At 72.8% G+C, this 20,614-nt stretch carries 14 protein-coding genes; 9 read left to right on the forward strand and 5 right to left on the reverse strand.

Translation table 11 applies throughout. The features are described 5' to 3' along the window. Positions 1 to 38 precede the first annotated feature (38 nt). Positions 39 to 974: a LysR family transcriptional regulator gene (locus BMX65_RS08125; RefSeq protein WP_074999481.1), complete on the forward strand. Its 936-nt coding sequence runs from the start codon at positions 39 to 41 to the stop codon at positions 972 to 974. A 116-nt stretch (positions 975 to 1,090) separates the two neighbouring features. Here the strand turns inward: BMX65_RS08125 and katG are convergent, their stop codons facing one another. Beyond that, positions 1,091 to 3,304, reverse strand: coding sequence for a catalase/peroxidase HPI (gene katG / locus BMX65_RS08130; RefSeq protein ID WP_074999482.1), 2,214 nt, complete (start codon positions 3,302 to 3,304; stop codon positions 1,091 to 1,093). Positions 3,305 to 3,490: 186 nt separating this feature from the next. Between katG and BMX65_RS08135 the strand changes: the two genes are divergently transcribed. Further along, positions 3,491 to 3,910 (forward strand): Fur family transcriptional regulator, encoded by a 420-nt coding sequence (locus tag BMX65_RS08135; protein WP_074999483.1) that lies wholly within the window; start codon positions 3,491 to 3,493, stop codon positions 3,908 to 3,910. A gap of 70 nt (positions 3,911 to 3,980) precedes the next feature. Here the strand turns inward: BMX65_RS08135 and BMX65_RS08140 are convergent, their stop codons facing one another. From BMX65_RS08140 to BMX65_RS08150, 3 genes are all read right to left on the reverse strand, one after another. Then, positions 3,981 to 6,281 carry a PI-PLC domain-containing protein gene (locus tag BMX65_RS08140; protein ID WP_074999484.1) on the reverse strand — a complete coding sequence of 767 codons (2,301 nt, stop codon included), beginning with the start codon at positions 6,279 to 6,281 and terminating at the stop codon, positions 3,981 to 3,983. A 325-nt stretch (positions 6,282 to 6,606) separates the two neighbouring features. After that, entirely contained in the window at positions 6,607 to 7,542 is a 936-nt protein-coding gene (locus tag BMX65_RS08145; RefSeq protein WP_074999485.1) for an AraC family transcriptional regulator, read from the reverse strand. A gap of 120 nt (positions 7,543 to 7,662) precedes the next feature. Further along, positions 7,663 to 8,589 (reverse strand): NADP-dependent oxidoreductase, encoded by a 927-nt coding sequence (locus BMX65_RS08150; protein WP_074999486.1) that lies wholly within the window; start codon positions 8,587 to 8,589, stop codon positions 7,663 to 7,665. 285 nt (positions 8,590 to 8,874) lie between these two features. Here BMX65_RS08150 and BMX65_RS08155 point away from each other — a divergent pair, with 285 nt between their 5' ends. The 6 genes from BMX65_RS08155 to BMX65_RS08180 all read left to right on the forward strand — a co-directional run bounded on the left by BMX65_RS08155 (position 8,875) and on the right by BMX65_RS08180 (position 17,662). Beyond that, the gene (locus BMX65_RS08155) at positions 8,875 to 9,474 is read left to right on the forward strand and encodes a TetR/AcrR family transcriptional regulator (RefSeq protein WP_074999487.1); all 600 of its coding nucleotides are present in this window, start codon (positions 8,875 to 8,877) and stop codon (positions 9,472 to 9,474) included. A gap of 110 nt (positions 9,475 to 9,584) precedes the next feature. After that, complete coding sequence (locus BMX65_RS08160; RefSeq protein WP_074999488.1) at positions 9,585 to 11,822, forward strand: MMPL family transporter; 2,238 nt, start codon at positions 9,585 to 9,587, stop codon at positions 11,820 to 11,822. Between the two features lie 573 nt (positions 11,823 to 12,395). Next, the gene (locus tag BMX65_RS08165; RefSeq protein WP_107437426.1) at positions 12,396 to 13,268 is read left to right on the forward strand and encodes a glycoside hydrolase family 16 protein; all 873 of its coding nucleotides are present in this window, start codon (positions 12,396 to 12,398) and stop codon (positions 13,266 to 13,268) included. A 626-nt stretch (positions 13,269 to 13,894) separates the two neighbouring features. Then, positions 13,895 to 15,241, forward strand: a complete 1,347-nt coding sequence (locus BMX65_RS08170; RefSeq protein ID WP_074999489.1) for a uracil-xanthine permease family protein — start codon at positions 13,895 to 13,897, stop codon at positions 15,239 to 15,241. 104 nt (positions 15,242 to 15,345) lie between these two features. Next, positions 15,346 to 16,785: an amidohydrolase family protein gene (locus BMX65_RS08175; RefSeq protein ID WP_074999797.1), complete on the forward strand. Its 1,440-nt coding sequence runs from the start codon at positions 15,346 to 15,348 to the stop codon at positions 16,783 to 16,785. A gap of 166 nt (positions 16,786 to 16,951) precedes the next feature. After that, the gene (locus BMX65_RS08180) at positions 16,952 to 17,662 is read left to right on the forward strand and encodes a sulfite exporter TauE/SafE family protein (protein WP_074999490.1); all 711 of its coding nucleotides are present in this window, start codon (positions 16,952 to 16,954) and stop codon (positions 17,660 to 17,662) included. A gap of 7 nt (positions 17,663 to 17,669) precedes the next feature. On the opposite strand, the gene BMX65_RS08185 is transcribed toward BMX65_RS08180, so the two are convergent. Beyond that, complete coding sequence (locus tag BMX65_RS08185; RefSeq protein WP_074999491.1) at positions 17,670 to 18,719, reverse strand: LacI family DNA-binding transcriptional regulator; 1,050 nt, start codon at positions 18,717 to 18,719, stop codon at positions 17,670 to 17,672. Positions 18,720 to 19,624: 905 nt separating this feature from the next. Between BMX65_RS08185 and BMX65_RS08190 the strand changes: the two genes are divergently transcribed. Then, positions 19,625 to 20,476, forward strand: coding sequence for an AfsR/SARP family transcriptional regulator (locus tag BMX65_RS08190; RefSeq protein WP_079171769.1), 852 nt, complete (start codon positions 19,625 to 19,627; stop codon positions 20,474 to 20,476). Positions 20,477 to 20,614: the final 138 nt, after the last annotated feature.

Below are 20,614 nucleotides of genomic sequence, written 5' to 3' on the forward strand. Positions count from 1 at the left end.
AACCGAGGGACCGTTCGTCGCTGGCTTACGATGGGTCCATGCTCAGCGCCCGCCGCCTGGAGATCCTGCACGCCGTACTCGCTGCCGGGTCGGTCAACGCCGCCGCCCGGAACCTCAACTACTCGCCGGCGACGATCAGCCAGCACCTCACGGCCCTCGCCAGGGAGACCGGGCTGGTGCTGTTCGAGAAGGAGGGCCGTGGGATCGTCCCCACCGACGCCGCGCTCCACCTGGCGGAACAGGCGCAGAGCGTACTCGCGGACTTCTCCCGGCTGGAGCGCACCGTCGCGGACCTGCGCGCGGGCCAGGGCGAGCACCTGGCGCTGGCCTGCTGCGCCTCGGCGGCGGAGGAGCTGATCCCCGAGGTGGTGCGCGCGGTCCGGGAGCTGCGGCCGAACATCACCACGGAGGTCAGTCTCAACGAGCCCGTCGACGGACGCGGCCGCCGCCGGCCGGACCTCGACATCCGGACCGAACCCGTCGACGGGGCCGAGATCCGGCTGGAGGGGTACCGGCGCCACGAGCTGCTCACCGAGGAGCTGCTCGCGGTCCTTCCGGCCGCGCATCCGCTGGCGGGCGCACGCTCCGTCGCGCTCGGCGAGCTGCGCACCGAGCCGTGGATCGACCACGACATCTACGACAGCCCGACCGGGCAGATCATCCTGGGTGCCTGCACCGCGGCCGGGTTCGCGCCGCGCTACGTCGCCCGGCTCGACAACCACCACGCCGCGCTCAGTCTGGTGCGGGCCGGCATCGGCATCACCGTCCTGCCCCGGCTGGCGGTGCCCGATCCGCCCGGCACGCTGGTGGCCGTACCGCTGACCCCGGCGGTCAGGAGGCGCATCGTGCTGCACGCACGGCTGCATCCCCGCCGCGAGGGTCTCGTCACGGCCGCGGCCGCGCGGCTCCGCTCGGCGGCCGGGCACTGGGCGGCCCGGCACGGCGAGGAAGCCCCCGGCGACGGCGGGGACTGACCGCGCGGCGCCCGGGCGTCGCCAGGGGCGGGAGGCGGAACGGAACGGGCCCGGACCGGCGAACCGGCCCGGGCCCTGCTGCCGGCACCCGTGTCAGGTGCGGCGGCCCGCCGTACTCAGCGCAGGTCGAACCGGTCCAGGTTCATCACCTTGTCCCAGGCGGCGACGAAGTCGCGCACGAACTTCTCCCCCGCGTCGTCGCTCGCATAGACCTCGGCGAGCGCACGCAGCTCCGAGTTGGAGCCGAAGACCAGGTCGGCGCGGCTGCCGGTCCACCGGACCTCGCCCGAGGCCGCGTCCCGGCCCTCGAAGGTGCTCTGGTCCTCGGACGTGGCCCGCCACGTCGTGCCCAGGTCGAGCAGGTTGACGAAGAAGTCGTTGGTCAGCTTGCCGGGGGTGTCGGTGAGCACGCCGGGCTTCGCGGGTCCGGAGCTCACGCCCAGGGCGCGCAGGCCGCCGACGAGGACCGTCATCTCCGGGGCGCTCAGCGTCAGCAGGTTGGCCCTGTCCAGCAGCAGGTACTCGGCCGGCAGCCGGTTGCCCTTGCCCTGGTAGTTGCGGAATCCGTCGGCCGTGGGCTCCAGCGCGGCGAAGGACTCCGCGTCGGTGTGCTCCTCGGTCGCGTCGACCCGGCCCGGCGCGAACGGTACCTCGACCGCGTGCCCGGCGTCCCGGGCGGCCAGTTCGACCGCCGCGCAGCCGCCGAGGACGATCAGGTCGGCCAGCGAGACCTGCTTGCCGCCGGACTCGAACTCCCGCTGGACGGACTCCAGGGTGCGCAGCACCGCGGCGAGCTCGTCGGGGTTGTTGACCTCCCAGCCGCGCTGCGGCTCCAGGCGGATGCGGGCGCCGTTGGCGCCGCCGCGCTTGTCGCTGCCGCGGAAGGTCGAGGCCGACGCCCAGGCGGTGGTGACCAACTGCGCAACGGTCAGCCCCGAGTCGAGCAGCCGGGCCTTGAGGGCCGCGACGTCCTCGGCTCCGAGGGTCTCTCCCCCGGCCTCGGGCAGCGGGTCCTGCCACAGCAGGGTCTCCTCGGGGACCTCGGGGCCCAGGTACAGCGACTTGGGCCCCATGTCGCGGTGGGTGAGCTTGTACCAGGCACGCGCGAAGGCGTCGGCGAACTCCTCGGGGTTCGCGTGGAAGCGGCGGGAGATCTGCTCGTAGACCGGGTCGAAGCGCAGCGCGAGGTCCGTGGTGAGCATCGACGGGGCGATCTTCTCGGACGCGTCGTGGGCGTGCGGGACGGTTCCGGCGCCGGCGCCGTCCTTGGGCCGCCACTGCTGGGCACCGGCCGGGCTCTCGGTCAGTTCCCACTCGTAGCCGAAGAGGTTGTCGAAGAAGCCGTTGCTCCACCGGGTGGGTGTGGCGGTCCAGGTGACCTCCAGGCCGGAGGTGATGGCGTCCGCGCCCTTGCCGGTGCCGAAGGAGTTGCGCCAGCCCAGGCCCTGCTCCTCCAGCGAGGCGGCCTCGGGGTCGGCACCGACGTGGTCGGCCGGGCCCGCGCCGTGGGTCTTGCCGAAGGTGTGGCCTCCGGCGATCAGGGCGACGGTCTCCTCGTCGTTCATCGCCATCCGGCGGAACGTCTCCCGGATGTCCCGGGCCGCCGCGACCGGGTCCGGGTTGCCGTTGGGGCCTTCCGGGTTGACGTAGATGAGGCCCATCTGGACCGCGCCGAGCGGGTTCTCCAGCTCCCGGTCGCCCGTGTAGCGCTCGTCGCCCAGCCAGGTCGTCTCCGGGCCCCAGTACACGTCCTCCTCGGGCTCCCAGACGTCCTCGCGGCCGCCGGCGAATCCGAAGGTCCTGGCCCCCATGGACTCCAGGGCGACGTTTCCGGCCAGGATCAGCAGGTCTGCCCAGGAGAGCGCGCTGCCGTACTTCTTCTTGACCGGCCACAGCAGCCGGCGGGCCTTGTCGAGGTTCGCGTTGTCCGGCCAGCTGTTGAGGGGGGCGAACCGCTGCTGGCCCGCCCCGGCGCCGCCGCGCCCGTCGCTGATCCGGTAGGTCCCGGCGCTGTGCCAGGCCATCCTGATGATGAAGGGGCCGTAGTGGCCGAAGTCGGCCGGCCACCAGTCCTGCGAGGTGGTCAGCACCTCGGCGATGTCCTGCTTGACGGCCGGGAGGTCGAGGCCCGCGAAGGCTTCGGCGTAGTCGAACCCGTCGCCCAGCGGGTTGGCCACGGCGGGGTTCTTGGCGAGGATCTTCAGATTCAGCCGGTCGGGCCACCACTGGCGGTTCCCGCCGCCCTGTGTCGGGTGGGGGGCGCGCGCGACCGGGCAGCCCGCCTCCTCCGCCTTCGCGTCCACGACGATCGCCTCATGATTCTCAGACATGGGATCCCTCCGGATTCGGCGGACCACGGCCCAGGAACTGCCCGACGACGGTCGTTTCCTGCTGTGTCCTGCCCCTTGGCTGTCGCTGGAGCCGATCCTACGATGGACGAATTCCAAGTCAATACGACAACCACTTCGGGAATTCCTGCTGTCGGCGGGCTGTCGGGTGATGAATGGACTGGTGGCATGAGTGACCTGCTGGAACGGCTTCGCCGACGCGGCTGGCGGATGACCGCCCAGCGCCGGGTTGTCGCCGAGGTACTCGACGGCGAGCACGTCCACCTCACCGCGGACGAGGTACTGGCACGGGCGGCCGCCAGGCTGCCGGAGATCTCCCGCGCGACGGTCTACAACGCCCTGGGCGAACTGGTGCTGCTGGGCGAGGTCCGCGAGGTGGCCACCGACGGCCGCGCCAAGCGCTACGACCCCAACGCGCATCGGTCACACCATCATCTGGTGTGCTCCGACTGCGGCACCATCCGGGACGTCCACCCCGGCGGCGACCCGCTGGCCGACCTGCCGGCCTCCGAGCGGTTCGGCTTCACCGTCTCCGGCGCCGAGTTGACCTACCGGGGCCGGTGCCCCGACTGCGCGGCCCGGACCTGAACCGGCCCCAGTCCGGCGCCCGGCCGAGCGCAGCCGGCCCGCGCCGGGCCGGGACACTCACGAGACACGCTCAGGGGCGCCGCCCCGCGTTGAGGGTGTCGACGGCGGCCGCCGCGTCGCCGAGATTGGCGAAGTCGACGGCGACGAAGTTCACCGGGTGGTCGCGCGCGGCCTCGCAGCGCCGGGCACGGTCGAGGACGAACCCCTTCGCGTTGACCTCCCGCGCGTCGATCCGGCTGCCGCCGCCGCTGGTGATGAAGTGGTTCATCAGGAAGAGCCGTTTGCCGGTCCCGCCCCGGTTGGGCGCGCACGACATCTTCTCCGGGGAGGAGAAGGCGTAGGGAGTCTCCATCCCGTACCGGTAGAAGTTGCGGTACCAGGGCGCGGGCCCGTCCGCGTGCTCGGCGAAGACCACCAGGCGCTTGTCGTCCTCGATCATCTTGCCCAGCGTCGGCCACTCCGCCTTCGGATCGTCGTCGGGGGTGAACAGCAGGTCCTCCAGACCGGCCTTCCGGAACGCCGACTCCGTCTGCTTTCCGGTGATGCCGTCCTGCACGATCAGCGTGACGACCTCCCCCGGATGCTCGTCGAGCCAGGCGCGGATGTCGCGGAGGGTGTCGACGAGCGGGATCGCGCCGCCGCGGCAGACGGCATGGCACAGCCACAGGCCCGGTTCGGTGGGGGTGGCCTCGTCGATCAGTCCGGTGATCTTGTCGCGCATCTCCGGGGCGAACTCGGAGACCTTCAGCCGCTCGGCGATCTGGTCGGGCCGCTCCCAGGTGTGGGTGTCCACCAGCAGCGCGCGGGCGCCGTTGTCGAGCTGGGCGGTGATGTCGCCGTCCTGGAGAGGGCTGATGAAGCGGTCGGCGGTCGTCGACATCGAGTTGTGGGTGGCGACGTAGGCGGCCTGGTCGTAGCGCAGGTCGCAGGCGCGGGCCGAGCCGTTGCACAGGGCCTGCTCGGAGCCGGAGCCGCTCGCGGCGGCCGGGACGAAGGTCACCCCCAGCACCACCGCGGTGGTGGTGACCGCGGACAGGCCGGCCAGCATCCCGGTACGGCCCCTGGTGGACAGCGACTGCGCGGCCCGGGGCCGCCGCCGTACGTAGGAGAGCGCGGCCAGCAGCGCCCCGACCGCGACCGGCGTGAGGGCCGCGGAGGCTCCGGCGGCGGTGAGCGTCTGCAGTGCGGTGCTCTCCAGGTCCTCCACCAGCACGGCCAGCGAGGGCGGCCAGGAGCCCGGCGCCGTCCCCCACAGGCCGTCCGCCTTCCACTGCACCAGCCGGAAGAGGCCGGCCGTCAGGAGGCCGCCCGCGACCATGCTCCAGCCGACCGCGCGCAGCCTCCTCAGCCGGCGGCGCGGCCCGGTGAGCCACAGGAAGGCGACGGACAGGGCCCCGACGGCGACGGCGAGCGGGTAGACCCATCCCAGTGCGAGCCGGGTGAAGCCCCGCGCCTCCTCCAGCGGGCCGGTGTACACGCCCCCGCTGTCCAGGTCCTTGACGACGTCCCAGCGGCCGCCCTCGGTGATGCGCAGCAGCTCCTGCTCGCCCTCGTCGGCTCCGGCACCCGCACGTCCGCCGATCACGTGCGGTCCCACCGCGGCGAGGGCCGTGGCGACGTCCCCCACCCCGAGCGCACCCTCGATCTGCGGGCGCAGGGACGTGCGTTGGTCCTCGGGCACGGCGGAGAGCAGCAGCTTGCTGATGTCCCGCACGGCACGGTCGCTCAGGTCGACGGTGGGCAGGTCGGCGGGGCGCCGTCCGGCGGCGACATCGTCCAGCGCCGCGTCGATGCGCTTCACGGCGGCCGGGAAGTCGGCCTTGTCGCGGCCCTGCGCCTGGGAGACCAGGCCGCCGAGGTACACCTCGGCGAGCTTGTCCATGTTGGCCAGTACCGGGGAGAGGTCGACCGAGACCGAGAGGGTGTCCTTCTCGCCCCGGAGATAGCTGGTGACCTCGGCGATCTGCTCGTCGGTGAGTTCGCGCACGGTCGCCGGGGGCAGGACGGTCTTGAGGTTCGCGGTCACCACGGACTCGGGCACCGGCAGGCGTGCCAGCAGGCTCCGGGTGACCGGCTGGGCCTCGGGGGCGACGAGCACTTCGTCGTAGAGCCGGTCGTAGGCCCGCTCCTCGTCCAGGACGTGCTGGTAGTAGCCGCGGTCCAGGACCGTGTTGCGCAGCGTGCCCACCGTCGCCAGCGCCGTCACGCACAGCGCCGCCAGCACCGCCGCCAGCGGTCGTACGACGCGCACCCAGCGGGCCCGGCGCCATGCGCCGGGCTGTGCGGCGGTGTTCGGCCGGCCGGTCGCCGAGTCCGGCTGCCCGTCTCCTCGTTCCGTGTCCGGGGCAGTGTCGTGCGTGTTGCGCGGCACCCGTACTCCTGGGGTCGTGTGCTGTTCGTGCGGGCCGGACCGCGGCCCGGGGGCGGGACGCGCCGCTGCGCTGCTCGGCGGCGGCGCAGGGGCCGTGACCAGGCTATGCGCAGCGGGCGCGGGCGTGTTCCCCGGGTCGCGCTGCGACAGGCGTGGCGTCGGGGCCGGTGGCTGCGGGCGGGGTGCCGGATCGTGTCATGGCTGTCGTCTACCCCGCGGACGCGGCGCCATGGCCCCGGACACCCGGACGGTCCGCCGCACGCGCCGGACTCCCGCAGCCGGGGCGCCCGGCCGCGGGAGTGCCGGAACGTTTCCGGGCAGCCCCTCAGGCCGCTCGCGCCGCGCGGCGGTACCGGCCGGGGGCCTGTCCGTAGGCCCGCTTGAACGCCTTGGCGAAGGCGTACTCGGAGCCGTATCCGGTACGGGCGGCGACGGTGGTCAGCGGTGCCCCCGAGTCGCGCAGCAGGCGCGCCGCGGTCATCATCCGCCAACGGGTGAGGTAGGCCATGGGAGGCTCGCCGACCAGTGCGGTGAAGCGGCGCGCGAAGGCCGCGCGGGAAAGGCCCGCGCGCCGGGCCAGCGTCTCCACGGTCCACGGCGCTGCCGGGTCCTGGTGAAGGGCGGAGAGGGCGGGGGCGACGGCGGGGTCGGCGAGTGCGGTGGCCCAGCCACCGGTGTCCGAGGGGGGCTGCTCCGCCAGCCAGGCGCGCAGGATGTAGAGGAGGAGCGAGTCGATCAGTGCGGGCACGATGCCGGCCGAGCCGATGCGCGGGTTCTCCAGTTCGGCGCCGAGCAACTGGACGGCGGCGGTCAGCTCGGGGTGGCGGCCGTGCCGGGTGGCGAGGTGGACGACCTCCGGGAGCCTGCCCACCAGCGGATGCGGGCGGCCCTGTTCCAGGTGGTAGTTGCCGCACAGCAGGCTGGTGCGGGGGCCGTCGCCGCCGATGGTGAGGGTTCCCAGTGGCGAACCGGGGCGGAACTGCTCGGGCCGCTCCGCCTCGGCAGGGGTGTCCGGCTGGTCGGCGAGGATGTGGCCCGGACCGTCGCGGAGGAAGACCACGTCCCCGGCGCTGAGCGCGAGGGGGGCCAGGTGCGGGGCGTTCGCCAGCGGGACCAGCCAGCAGGAGCCGTAGAGCACCACGTGGAAGCCCGCACCGGCGACCGGGGGGAGGCGCAGGCCCCAGGGGGCGCGGCCGTCGGTCCGCACGGAGGTGGGCCGCCCGGTCCGCATCGAACCGAGCGCCTCGGTCAGGATGTCCATCCTCCCCTCCCCTCCCCTCCCATGGCCCCTGGCCCGCTGGGACTGGGCCTCCCCCGGGTCCGTGCCCGCGTGCCCGGCGCCGCCGGGCGTCCACCCTACGGCCTGTGCCATGGCTCGCCGTCAGTCGACGGTGAGGACGACCTTGCCCTGGACCTGGCCGGATCCGACCAGCTCGTGCGCGGCGGCTGCCTCCGCCAGCGGAAAGGTCCGGGCGATCCGGGGCCGGACGCGGCCGGCGTCGACGAGCCGGGCGAGCGCTTCGAGCGAGGCGTGGTCGGGCTCCACCGAGATCCCGGCGAAGGTGCGGCCCGCGGCTTCGACCTTCGCGGCCAGTTCCCGGTTCCAGTGCTCCATGATGGTGACCAGGGTGCCGCCGGGCCGCAGGACGGACAGCGAGCGCAGTCCGTCGGCGTTGGAGTCGAGGACGACGTCGAGGTCCCCGACCACGTCGGTGAAGTCGGTGGTGCGGTGGTCGATGACCTCGTCCGCGCCGAGGCCCCGCACGAAGTCGTGCTTGGCCGCACTCGCCAGGCCGATCACGTGGGCGCCGCGGGCCTTGGCTATCTGCACGGCGAGGTGGCCGACGCCGCCCGCCGCACGGTGGATCAGCACCCGCTGCCCCTCCTCGATCCGGGCCGCGTCCACCAGCCCCTGCCAGGCGGTGAGGCCGGCGAGCGGGACGGCGGCGGCGTGCACGTGGTCGAGGGCGGCGGGCTTGCGGGCGACCTGGCGGGAGGGTGCGACCGCGTACTGGGCGTAGCCGCCCGCGGCGCGGGGGAAGAACGGCATTCCGAAGACCTCGTCGCCGGGCTGGAACCGGGCACCGGGGGCCGCCTCCTCGACGGTGCCGGAGAGGTCCCAGCCGACGCCGAACGGCGGCTCGCCGAGCAGCGGGAGCGCCCCGGCTCGGACGGCGACGTCCACGGGGTTCACGCCGACCGCCCGGACACGGACGAGGACTTCGCCGCCGAGCGGGACGGGGCGGTCGGTCTCGACGGCCCGCAGGACCTCGGGGCCGCCGAAGGACTCCTGGATGACAGCACGCATGGGGGTCTCCCTGGGGTTGTCCGGGCGTCTCCGGGTCTCTCTCCGGCCCGGCGCCCGGGGGTTGATGTGCTCGACACTAGGGAGCACCGGCGAGCTGCTGAATATCTTCAAATCTCCAGAAAATGTTCTGTCGTCTCTCCTCGCCGGAGGATGAACCATTCCACCGCAGGCGCGCGGCACGCGTGTGACCCAGAACACGTACGAAACCGTTTCGTTTCGCTAGCGAGGATGGCGTACTGTCTTCTGTACGAAACCGTTTCGTTCGGAGCGGGAAGAGAGGGAGGCATGACGGAGAGCACAGCGACGCGCCGCAGCCGGATCACTCCCGAGCGCGAGGCCGAGCTGTACGAGGCCGTGCTCGACCTGCTCCGGGAAGTCGGCTACGACGCCCTCACCATGGACGCCGTGGCGGCCCGCACCCGCTCCAGCAAGGCGACCCTCTACCGGCAGTGGGGCGGCAAGCCGGAGCTGGTGGCGAAGGCGGTCCGGCACAGCAAGCCGGGCCGGACCGGGGACCTCGACACCGGGTCCCTGCGCGGCGACTTCCACGCTCTGGTGGCGCGCGAGGACGACTGCGCCATGGAGCAGAACTCCGCACTGATGCGGGGGCTGTTCATGGCGGTGCACCACAACCCGGACCTTCTGCAGGCGTTCAAGGAACTGCTCATCGAGCCGGAGATGGCGGAGTTCCAGCGGGTACTGCGGCGGGCCGTGGAGCGGGGCGAGGTCCGGGCGGACAACCCGGCGCTGGAGTACGTGGTGCACATGCTGATCGGCGCTTTCGCCACCCGCGCGCTGATCGACGACCAGCCGCCCACCCAGGCGTTCCTCGCCTCCTACATCGACGCCGTCGTGCTCCCCGCCCTCGGCGTGCCGGCTCGCTGACGAGCCTGCCCATCACCCCGCCCGTTCCCCTCCACCTGACGTCACCGCTCACGTCGTCGGGCTGATCGACCCTGCCCTCACACCGCACGACAGACCGGGAGTACGCCGTCGTGGCCACGTTCCTCTACAAACTCGGACGCCTCGCCTTCCGGCGACGGCACCTCGTCGCCCTGTTCTGGGTGGCGCTGCTGGCGGTCGCCGGGATCGGCGCGGCCGGTGCGCCCGCCGCAGGCAGCACCTCGTTCTCGATCCCCGGCACCGAGGCCCAGAAGGCATTCGACCTGCTGGAGCAGCGCTTCCCCGGGAGCAGTGCCGACGGCGCCACCGCGCGCGTCGTCTTCAAGGCCCCCGCGGGCGAGAAGATGACCGACCCCGACAACCGGGCGGCGGTCCAGCAGACGGTCAAGGAGCTCTCCGGCGGTCCGGAGGTCGCCTCCGTCGCCGACCCGTACCAGGCCAAGAGCGTCAGCCGGGACGGCACCACCGCCTACGCGTCGGTGGCGTACGAGTCCTCCGGCATGGAGCTGGCCGACTCCACCCGGGAGGACCTGCGGGCGGCCGCTGCGGACGCGCGCGACACCGGACTGACGGTCGAGGTCGGCGGGGACGCACTCACCGCGGCTCCGGAGACCGGAGCGACGGAGGTCATCGGCATCGCCGTCGCCGCCGTGGTGCTGATCATCACCTTCGGCTCGCTGCTCGCGGCCGGACTGCCGCTGCTGACCGCGCTGATCGGCGTCGGCACCGGGGTCGCCACGATCACCGCGCTGGCCAGCACGCTGGAGCTGGGGTCCACGACCTCCACGCTGGCGATGATGATCGGGCTCGCCGTCGGCATCGACTACGCGCTGTTCATCGTCTCGCGCTACCGCGCGGAACTCGCCGAGGGCCGCGACCGCGAGGAGGCCGTCGGCCGGGCCGTGGGCACCGCCGGGTCCGCGGTGGTCTTCGCGGGCCTGACGGTGGTGATCGCGCTGGTGGGCCTGTCGGTGGTCAACATACCGATGCTGACCAAGATGGGGGTCGCGGCCGCGGGCACGGTCGCCGTCGCGGTCCTGATCGCCCTGACGATGGTCCCGGCCCTGCTCGGCTACGTCGGCCGCCGGGTGAAGCCCGCTGGCGAGAAGAGCCGGCTGCTGGGCGGCGGGCGGGCCGCGCGGAAGGCCGCCTCCGGCGCGGAGCGGCCGAACGCGGGGACGCGCTGGGCGCGCTTCGTCGTGCGCCGGCCGGTGACCGTCCTGCTGCTCGGGGTGGTCGGCCTCGGGGCCGCGGCGATCCCGACGTCCGCACTGGAGCTGGGGCTGCCCGACGACGGTTCGCAGCCGACGTCGACGACCCAGCGCCGCGCCTACGACCTGCTGTCGGAGGGCTTCGGCCCGGGCTTCAACGGTCCGCTGACGGTGGTGGTCGACGCCGAGGCCAGTGACGATCCCGAGGGCGCGGTCGCGGCCGTGACCGGGGACATCAAGGGCCTGGACGACATCGCGGCGGTCGCCCCCGCGAAGTACAACCGGGCGGGCGACACCGCGATCGTCACCGTGGTCCCCAGCTCCGAGCCGTCGTCCACGGCGACCGAGAACCTGGTCCACGGCATCCGCGGCACGGGCCCGGACCTGAAGTCCAGCACCGGCGCCGAAGTACTGGTGACCGGCTCGACCGCGATGAACATCGACGTCAGCCAGAAGCTCGACGACGCGCTGGTCCCGTATCTGACCCTGGTGGTGGGCCTGGCGTTCCTGCTGCTGATCGTGGTCTTCCGCTCGATCCTGGTCCCGCTGAAGGCGGCGCTCGGCTTCCTGCTGAGCGTGCTGGCGGCGCTGGGCGCGGTCGTCGCGGTCTTCCAGTGGGGCTGGCTGTCCGGTCTGATGGGCGTCGAGCAGACCGGCCCGGTCATGTCGATGATGCCGATCTTCATGGTCGGTGTCGTCTTCGGACTGGCGATGGACTACGAGGTGTTCCTCGTGACGCGGATGCGGGAGGCCCATGTCCATGGCGAGGAGCCGACCGAGGCGGTGGTGACCGGCTTCAAGCACGGCGCACGGGTCGTCACGGCCGCAGCGGTGATCATGATGGCCGTCTTCGCCGGGTTCATCGGCTCCAGCGAGTCGATGGTGAAGATGATCGGCTTCGGCCTGGCGACCGCGGTCCTCTTCGACGCGTTCGTCGTCCGCATGGCGATCGTCCCGGCGGTCCTGGCACTGCTGGGCAAGCGGGCCTGGTGGCTGCCCGGATGGCTGGACCGGGCGCTGCCCGACGTCGACATCGAGGGCGAGGGGCTGCGCGCCGGTGCCGACGGCGGCGGTGAAGGCCCGGACGCCGACGACGACCGGGAGCTGGTCCGCACCTGAGATGCCCCCGCGGCACCGGCCGGGAGGGCTCCGCACAGGCGGAGCCCTCCCGGCTTCCGGGTACGGGAGCATCCCGGGCCGACGGCCCGCCGCGGCCCGAATCCATCAGCGGGTGCGGCACGTTCACGGATCCGGCCCGCCGCACGCGCTCCTGCTCACGGGCCCGGGACTCCGGTTCGGCGTCCGTCAGATGCGCTGGACACATGTCGAACAGGTGGCACCGGAACCGTGCGGCTGCCCAGCCGGTGCGGCAAGCGTGCAACGCGGGGACTCCGGGCGCGGAAACCGCAGTTCATGAACGGTTCCCCACAGGCCGGAAGACGCCACCCGGCCCGCCGGACGGGACGGCCGAACAGGTCGAGCGCGGGAGTGCGGGAAGCACTCGACGTCATTCCTTGAAGACAATCCGGTCTGGACCAAAGCCTTGACGGGCAGATCCGGCGCACTTACAACAAGTCATCAAGAAAGCCTGTGGCCTGCCGCACGCGGACGACGTCGCGGACGCACTCCGCAGGTATTCGCTTGTCATGTGCAGGCCCAACGTCCACTTCCCCCACGAAAGGACGGGCTGACGTGAGACTCTCCCGCCGAAGCCGCATCGCCGCGTGCGGCGCCTCCCTGCTGTGCTGCCTCACTGCCGCACTGCTGCCCGGCACGGCGTCCGCCGACGCCGTGGACACCCGGCACCCCTCCGGCGGCCCCCGCGCGGTCGCCTTCTCCGACGAGTTCGACGGCCCCGCCGGCGCCCCGGTCGACAGCGGCAAGTGGCAGACCGAGACCGGCGACAACGTCGACAACCACGAACGGCAGTACTACACGGCGGGCACCGGCAACGCCGCGCTCGACGGCAACGGCCATCTGGTCATCACCGCCCGCAAGGAGAACCCCGGCAACTACCAGTGCTGGTACGGCAGGTGCGAGTACACCTCGGCACGGCTGAACACCGCGGGCCGGTTCACCCAGACCCACGGCCATGTCGAAGCACGCATCAAGGTGCCGCGCGGCCAGGGCATGTGGCCGGCCTTCTGGATGCTCGGTGACGACATCGGCAGTGTCGGCTGGCCCGACTGCGGCGAGATCGACGTGATGGAGAACGTGGGCTTCGAGCCGAGCACCGTGCACGGCACCCTGCACGGCCCCGGCTACTCCGGATCGGGCGGCATCGGCGCCGGGTACACCCTGCCCGGCGGCGAGGCGTTCGCCGACGGCTTCCACACCTTCGCCATCGACTGGTCACCCGGCTCCGTGAGCTGGTCGGTGGACGGGAACGTCTACCAGACGCGCACGCCCGCCGATGCAGGCGGCAACCGGTGGGTGTTCGACAAGCCGTTCTTCCTGATCCTCAACCTCGCCGTGGGCGGCTACTGGCCGGGCGACCCGGACGGCTCCACGAACTTCCCGCAGCAGATGACCGTCGACTACGTGCGGGTGACCGCGGGCGACTGACCCGCTCCTCCGCCCGGTGCCCGCGTCTGCGCACAGGCGCGGGCACTTCGGGCCGGGTCCGCTGGAACCGCGGCCGGCCCGCCGCGCTCCCCCACGCGCGGCGCCGGTCCCGGTGAACACGGGGCGGCACGAGCGGCCGGCCCGGTTCCCCTCCTCGCGGCGAAACCGGTTCCCCTCCTCGCGGCGAAACCGGTTCTCCTCCTCGCGGCGAAAGGTGCGTCGGGCCCCAATTGCCGGTACGGGACGACCGGCCGCCACTCGCCCCCGGTCGCCGCCGACGGACGTCCGCATGGGCAGGCGCCGAGAGCGAGGCGCCCCCGCCCGCGCAGCAGGGAAGGCCACCGGATCGGCTCGGCCGTGCGGTGGCGCAGGATCGCGCCGGAGCCCCGAGCGATGTGTTGACGCGCCGTGACGCGCCGCCCATACTGACGGCCAAATCGATTTGGCCCCTGCGATCCGGCCACCGTCCGGGCCCGGACACGCAGGCGGAACCGAGCGAGTCGAACCCGGAACGGAGCCCGACCGTGTCGCTACGCAACGCTCTTCACCCTGGCCCGGACCCCGTCGCGGCAGGCGCCGACGGCCCACCGAAACACCCCGTCGACGACCCCCGCCCGATACACCGGATGCTGCTGTTCGGCATCCAGCACGTGCTGGTCATGGCCGCCACGCCCATCTCCAGCGTCTTCCTGGTCAGTTCCACCCTCCACCTGACCCCGGCGCTCACGGCCAACCTCCTGTCCGCCGCCTTCGTGCTCTCCGGGCTCGGCTCACTGCTCCAGTCGCTGGGCCCCTGGGGCATCGGGGCTCGGCTGCCGTTCGTGATGCTGCCCGGCGGCGCCCCGCTGATCCTCTTCCTCTCCATCGCCGAGCAGCACGGCCTGCGCACGGCCACCGGCGCGGTCCTCATCACCGCCGTCTTCTACTTCGTGGTGCTGCCGGTCTTCTCCCGGCTGCTGCGGTTCTTCCCCACGCTGGTCATCGGGACGATGATCGTGATCGTCGGTGTGAACCTGGTGAAGGTCGGCGCTCTGCTGGTCACCGGGCGCCCCGGGAGCAGCGACTTCGGCGAACCGCGCGCCCTGCTCCTCGGCCTGGCGACGGTCGGCTGCACCGCCGCGGCCTACGGGCTGCTGCGCGGCACGCTGCGTCAGCTCTCCGTCCTGCTCGGGCTGCTGGCCGGAACCGGGCTGGCGGCGCTGCTGGGCCGGGTGGAACCGGCCGCGACCGGCGGCGGCGCCCTGCTGCACGCACCGGAGCTGATGCCTTTCGGCACCCCGCAGTTCAGCCTGCTCGCCTCGTTGCCGCTGCTGGTCTACAGCCTCGCCTCGATGGCCGAGGCCACCGGCCAGACCGTGATCAACAGCGAGGCCGTCGGCAAGGAGCCGGACGCCCGCCGTGACGCACCGCGGACCATCCGCGGGGATGCCGTCGTCTCGCTGGCCGGCGGGTTCTTCGGGCTGCCGCTGATGGTCACCAGCGGAGAGAACATCGGCATCGTCCGCATCACCGGGGTGCGCAGCCGCTTCGTCACCGTCGCCGCGGGCCTCGTCCTGATCACCATCGGCTTCCTGGCGCCCGTGGCCCGGATCGTCAACGCCATCCCCGAGCCGGTCGTGGGCGGCACCGCTCTCGTCGTCTTCGGCGTGATCACCGTGCTGGGGGTGCACATGCTCGGCCGCAGCGGCCTGGACGACCACACCAACACGTTCATCGTCGCCGTCGCCCTGGCGCTGGGGCTGCTGCCCATCCTGGTGCCCGGTGTGTACGACCACCTGCCCCCGAACCTGCGGATCCTGCTGGAGAGCGGGGTCGCAGTCGGCGCCTTCAGCGCGGCCCTGCTGCACGCGCTCTTCCACCGCGTGCCCTGGCGCACCCGCCCCGCCGCAGAGGCGGCAGAGACGGCAGAGATGCCGGAGACACCGGAGTCCGGGGCGACCACTGTCGCAGGGGACCGATCCCCCACCCGTTGACCTCGCACCCCTCTCTCGGCTCTCTCGGCGCCGCTTCGCGGGCCGACCTGTGCGGCCTCGAACACCCCGACAACGACCGCGAACACCTCGATGGCAAGGACACCATGCATCCCCTGCACCTTCCCGCACCCGGCTCCCTCGCGCGGAGCGACGGCGAGCCCCTGCTGCTGGCCCCCGAGACCCTGCTGCTGCCCGGCGGACCCGCCGCCGACCACGCGGTCGTCGTACAAGGCACCGAGTTCAGCACCGTGGGACCGGCGGCCCGGCTGGTCCGGGAGTTCCCGCACCTCACACCGGTCCGGCTGCCCGGCACGGCGCTGCTGCCCGGCTTCGTCGACGCCCACCACCACCTCACCCAGAGCTTCGGCGCCGCGCTGGCCTTCGGGGAGCCCTCGGAGATCTTCCGCCGGGTGTGGGTGCCGCTGGAGGGCGCGCTGGACGAGGAGTCGGCGTACGTGGCCGCGAAGCTCGCCGCTCTGGAGGCGCTGCGCGGCGGATTCACCACCGTCGCCGAAGCCGGGACCCGGGCCCCGGTGGACGTGGACGTCGTGGCGAGCGCCGCCCGCGACGCGGGGCTGCGCTGCGTGCTCGGACAGATCTGCAACGACGCCGACCAGGGCGCGGACAGCGGCGGCACCGGAACGGCGCGGGAGGTGCGGGCGCGGGCGGAGAAGCATCTCGCGCGCTACGCGGACGACCCGCTGGTGCATCCCTCGCTCGCCGTCTCCATACCGGAGGCGGCGAGCGAGCCGACTCTGCGGGCCATGGCGCACCTGGCCGCAGAAGCCGGAGCGGTACTGCAGATCCACGTCAACGAGCACCTGGCCGCGGTCGAACGCTCCCTGCTGCGGCACGGTTCACGCCCTCTGGAGCATCTGCACGAACTGGGTGTGCTCGGCCCGCACCTGCTCGCCGCGCACGCCACCCTGCTCACCCCGCACGAACTCGCCCTGCTGCGCGACACCGGAACCGCCGTCAGCTACAACCCCGTGGCCAGCGCCTGGAAGGGCAACGCGGTGGCACCGGCACTCACCATGGCCGAGGAGGGGATCCGGTTCGGGCTGGGGACCGACGGCACCCGCGGGGACGCCTTCCGGTTGCTCGACGCGGCCGAGACCGCCCAGCGCCTCGCCCACGGCCTGGCTGCCGGGGACTCCTCCTGCGGCGGCGGCCGGACCTGGCTCGAGCACGGCACCCGGCTCGGCGCCGACGCCGTCGGGCTGGACGGCGGGCCGGGGCCGGGAGCCGGTGGCGTGCGGACGGGCGTGGTGGCGGCGGGCGCCGCTGCCGACTTCCTGCTCGTCGACCTCACAGGGCCGGAGATGTGCCCCTCGCACGACCTTCCGTGGGAACTGGTGCGGCGCGGCAACCGCGACCAGATCACCGCGGTCTTCACCGCGGGGCGGCTGCGCCTGTGGTACGGCCGTCCCGTGGACTGGGACGGGCCGGAACTGGTCGCACGGGCCCGGGAGTCGGCCCGCGCGGTGGTGGACCGGGCACCGGTGGTCCGGGTCCACCGGCCCTCGACGGAGGCCGCCCGATGAGCGCGAATGCCCCGGTCGGCGGCAGCCGACAGACCGGCGGAACCGGCGGCAGCCGACAGACCGGCGCAGCCTGCGCCAGCCCACGACACGACGGGATCGGCGGCAGCCGACGACGGAGCGGACCGGACGGCGCGGCCCGCGGCCACCGGACCGCGGGGGTGGGCCGATGAGCGGCGAACTCCTCGCGCTGCTGGCTGCGACGGTGGCCGCAGCGGCCTTCGTGCAAGGTGCCAGCGGACTCGGCTTCGCGCTCATCGTGGCCCCGGTGGCCGGTCTGGTGGACCCGGAGCTGCTGCCGGTCTTCCTGCTGGCGTCGATGATTCCGCTCAATCTGTATGTGGCCTGGCGGGAGCGGTCCAGCCTGGATCTGCGCGGGGCGGGCTGGATCACCGGGGCCCGGTTGGCAGCCACTCCCGCGGGGCTGCTGCTGCTGACCGCGATCCCGGAACGCGACCTCGGTCTGTTCGTCGGAGCCGCGACCGTGCTCGCCGCTCTGGTCAGCCTGGCGGCACCGGAGTTCGCTCCCGGCCGCGCCGCCTATCTGGGCGCCGGACTGGTCACCGGCGTCACCGAGACGGCCACGGGGGTGGGCGGCCCACCGCTGGCGCTGGTCTACCAGCACCGGCCGCCCGCGGAACTGCGCTCCACGGTCGCCGTCTGCTTCCTGGTCGGCGAGATCGCTTCACTGGCGCTGCTGTTCGCGACCGGAAGCGGTCGGGCGGACCATCTCGGCACCGTGCTCTGGGTGCTGCCCGCGCTGGCCGCCGGGGCCGCCTTGAGCCGGTACGTGCACCACCGGCTCGACGCGCGCCGCCTGCGCCTGGCCGTACTGGCCTTCGCGCTGGTGTCCGGGCTGGTGCTGATGCTGGGGATCTGAGCGGGACCTAGGTGTCGGCGGCGCCGGGCCCGCGGCTGGAGGACGCACGCGCCACCAGCGTCGGGTCCGGCGCCCGCACGGAAGCACACGGCGCTTCGTCGCGCAGTCGTCGCAGCAGCAGTTCGACCGCTGCCGCGGCGGCCTGTTCGAGGTGGAGGTCGACGGCCGTCAGCGCTGGTGTGCAGGTCCTGGCCCGCAGTCCGTCGTAGCGGGTGACGACCATGACGTCGTCCGGGACGGTGCGCCCGCTCTCGCGGACCGCCCGCACCGCGCCCACCGCGAAGGCGTCGACCAGGACGCACAGCGCGTCGGTACGCGGATGGTCGCGCAACAGCGCGGCGACCGCGTCATGGCCTGCCTGCTCGCCGCCGGACTCCTCCGCGACCGCCGTCACCGGCCGCCATCCGTACTGCTCGGCGGCCCGCGCGTAGGCCGCCCGCGCCTCCACCGCGGAGGACCGGGAACCGGCAGCCGTGACCAGCGCTGGGTGCCGGGCCCCTTGCCGGGAGAGGTGGTCCAGCAGCAGTGCGGCGACGGCCTCGGCGTTGAGGTCGACACAGGGCTCGCGATCGGCGCCCGGCGGGCGGCCCAGCGCCACGCACGGCAGCCCGCGCCGGGCCAGCTCGGCGACGACGGGATCCGCCTCCCCGGGTTCCACGACGATCGCTCCGTCCACGTCCACCGTCGCCAGCCCGGCGCCCGACTCGCCCGGCGGCAGCAGCACCAGCGCGAAGCCGTGCGCCAGCGCGTGCTCGGCGGCGGCTGCTGCCACCTCCATGTAGAACCCGAGCCGGGAGGGCCCCCCGGCCACCGCCAGCGGCATCGAGGACAGCAGTGCGATGGCCTTGGCCTCCCCGCGGCGCAGCCGCTGGGCCCGCAGATTCGGGCGGTACCCCAGCTCCTCGGCCACGCGTTTGACCCGCTCGCGGGTGCGGGGGTCGACCTTGCCGAGCCCGTTGAGCGCGTGCGAGACCGTGGTGCGGGAGACGGAGGCGGCCCGTGCGACATCGGCGATCGTCGGCTGACGCGGTGCGGAACCCGGGCGGGGGCTGGCCATCGGTGCGAGAACTCCTCACGGTCTGCGGAGGTCTCAGTCTCCCTGATCGGCTGTCGCGGTGGCACGCCCTTCCCGGCCCGAACCGCGCGGTGCGCCGCTGACGGCGGGAACAGTGCGCTGCCCGGGAGGCGGTGGGGACGACGGGGCGTCAGGGGTCCGAGGGGGCCGTGTGCGCGGACGGGTGCGCGCGCACGGATGGGCAACCCGCCCTGACGGGGTCTCATTCCAGATGTAACGAAACACACAGGCCGCAACGTCAGTAATCAGACAAGCTGCCTGTTTCTTCCGATCACCCCGACGCCACCCCCGGACCTCGGCGACCAGTCGCAGCGGCGCGGTCCGGCCACCCTTCGCACCAGGCGCCTGACCTCCGACGACGCCGTCCCCGGGGAGCGGATCGGCCCGGCCCGGCCGCCGGGCTCGGCGGATCACTTCCGCGGAGGCAGAGCGCAGGAACCCGGCCACGCCGCGCACCGGGCGCCTGCGCCCGCGGCCGCGGCCCGCAGCACGCCCGCGCCGCCACGGGGCAGTAATGGAACCGGACCCTACCCTTACGAGAAGCGAAAAACGGCCCGGAGGGCTGAGATCCGACCCGCCCGGCCGGGATGCGGCAGACGGCTTCCTCATGACCGTGCATGTGACAGCGAAATAGGAATCCCGAATATGGCCGGATTCGCCTCCCGAGTCCTTGACCATGAAATTGTCACCCGGATACGTTTCCGTCACATGCATAGACTCCATACGACCCCTGCTGCGGCAACGGCGCCTCGGCGGCGGGAAATACCGGCGTCATTCCGCGGGTAACACTGAGCGCCCGCAACGGCCGCTACACGGGGCGAGCGCCCCAGGAATCGCTTCGGTGCCCACTGTGTCGTTTTTCAAACCGCGAACGGGGTGATGGAACTGTGGACGTTGAAGTTCTCGGGCATGTTGCGCTGAGGACCTGGGACAGCACCAGGACGCCGAGCGCACCCAAAGCCAGGCAGGTGCTCGCCCTCTTACTGGTCAACGCGAACCGGCTGGTCAGCACCGATGCACTGATCGAGGAACTGTGGGCCGAACGGCCTCCCCGGAGTGCACTGAGCGCACTGCAGACGTACATATTTCAACTTCGGCAAATGCTGGGCGGCCTTCTCCGGAATGCGTCCCCGAAGGATGTACTGGTCACCACGCCAAATGGTTACGAATTCCGTATCGCACCGGAACGGGTAGACCTCCAGCGCTACGAAAAGCATCGCCTCGCCGGGCAGCACGCCTTTCAGTCGGGTGACCATCCGGCAGCCGTGGAACAGTTTCGTGCGGCGCTGAATATCTTCGCCGCGCCGCCACTGGCCAACGTGCGACGGGGATTGCATCTGGAGGCGGAGATCGTACGGCTGGAGGAGAGCCGCAGCGGTGTCCAGCAAACCCGGATCGAGGCGGAACTCGAACTCGGCCGGCATCACGAGGTGCTCAGCGAATTGAGCGGCCTGGCCTCCCAGTACCCGCAGCACGAAGGATTCCACCGCCAACTGATGCTGGCGCTCTACCGCTGCGGCCGGCGCCCCCAGGCCCTGAAGATCTTCAACCAGCTCCGGCAGTCCCTGGTGACCGAACTCGGCCTGGAACCCTCCCGGGAGCTGCAGATGCTGCAGCAGGCGATCCTCTCCGCGGATCCGCGGCTGGACAGCGCACGCTCGACCCCGTTCCCGGGGCGGACCACCGATCCCCCGCCGCTGCGGCTGAAGTGGCCGGCCGCCAGCCCCTGGAAGGCGTGACCGGCCGCGGCGGCCGGCACTCGCTGCGGACACCGGCGGCCGCGGGCCACGGGCCGGGAGCTCTTCGCCTGCCCGGGGCTGTGGTCCGCGTGCTTCCGCCCCGGCCCAGGGGCCCGCGGACCCAGGTCGGCGGGCGCA

This window comes from Streptomyces qinglanensis (assembly GCF_900111245.1).
Lineage (GTDB): Bacteria > Actinomycetota > Actinomycetes > Streptomycetales > Streptomycetaceae > Streptomyces > Streptomyces qinglanensis.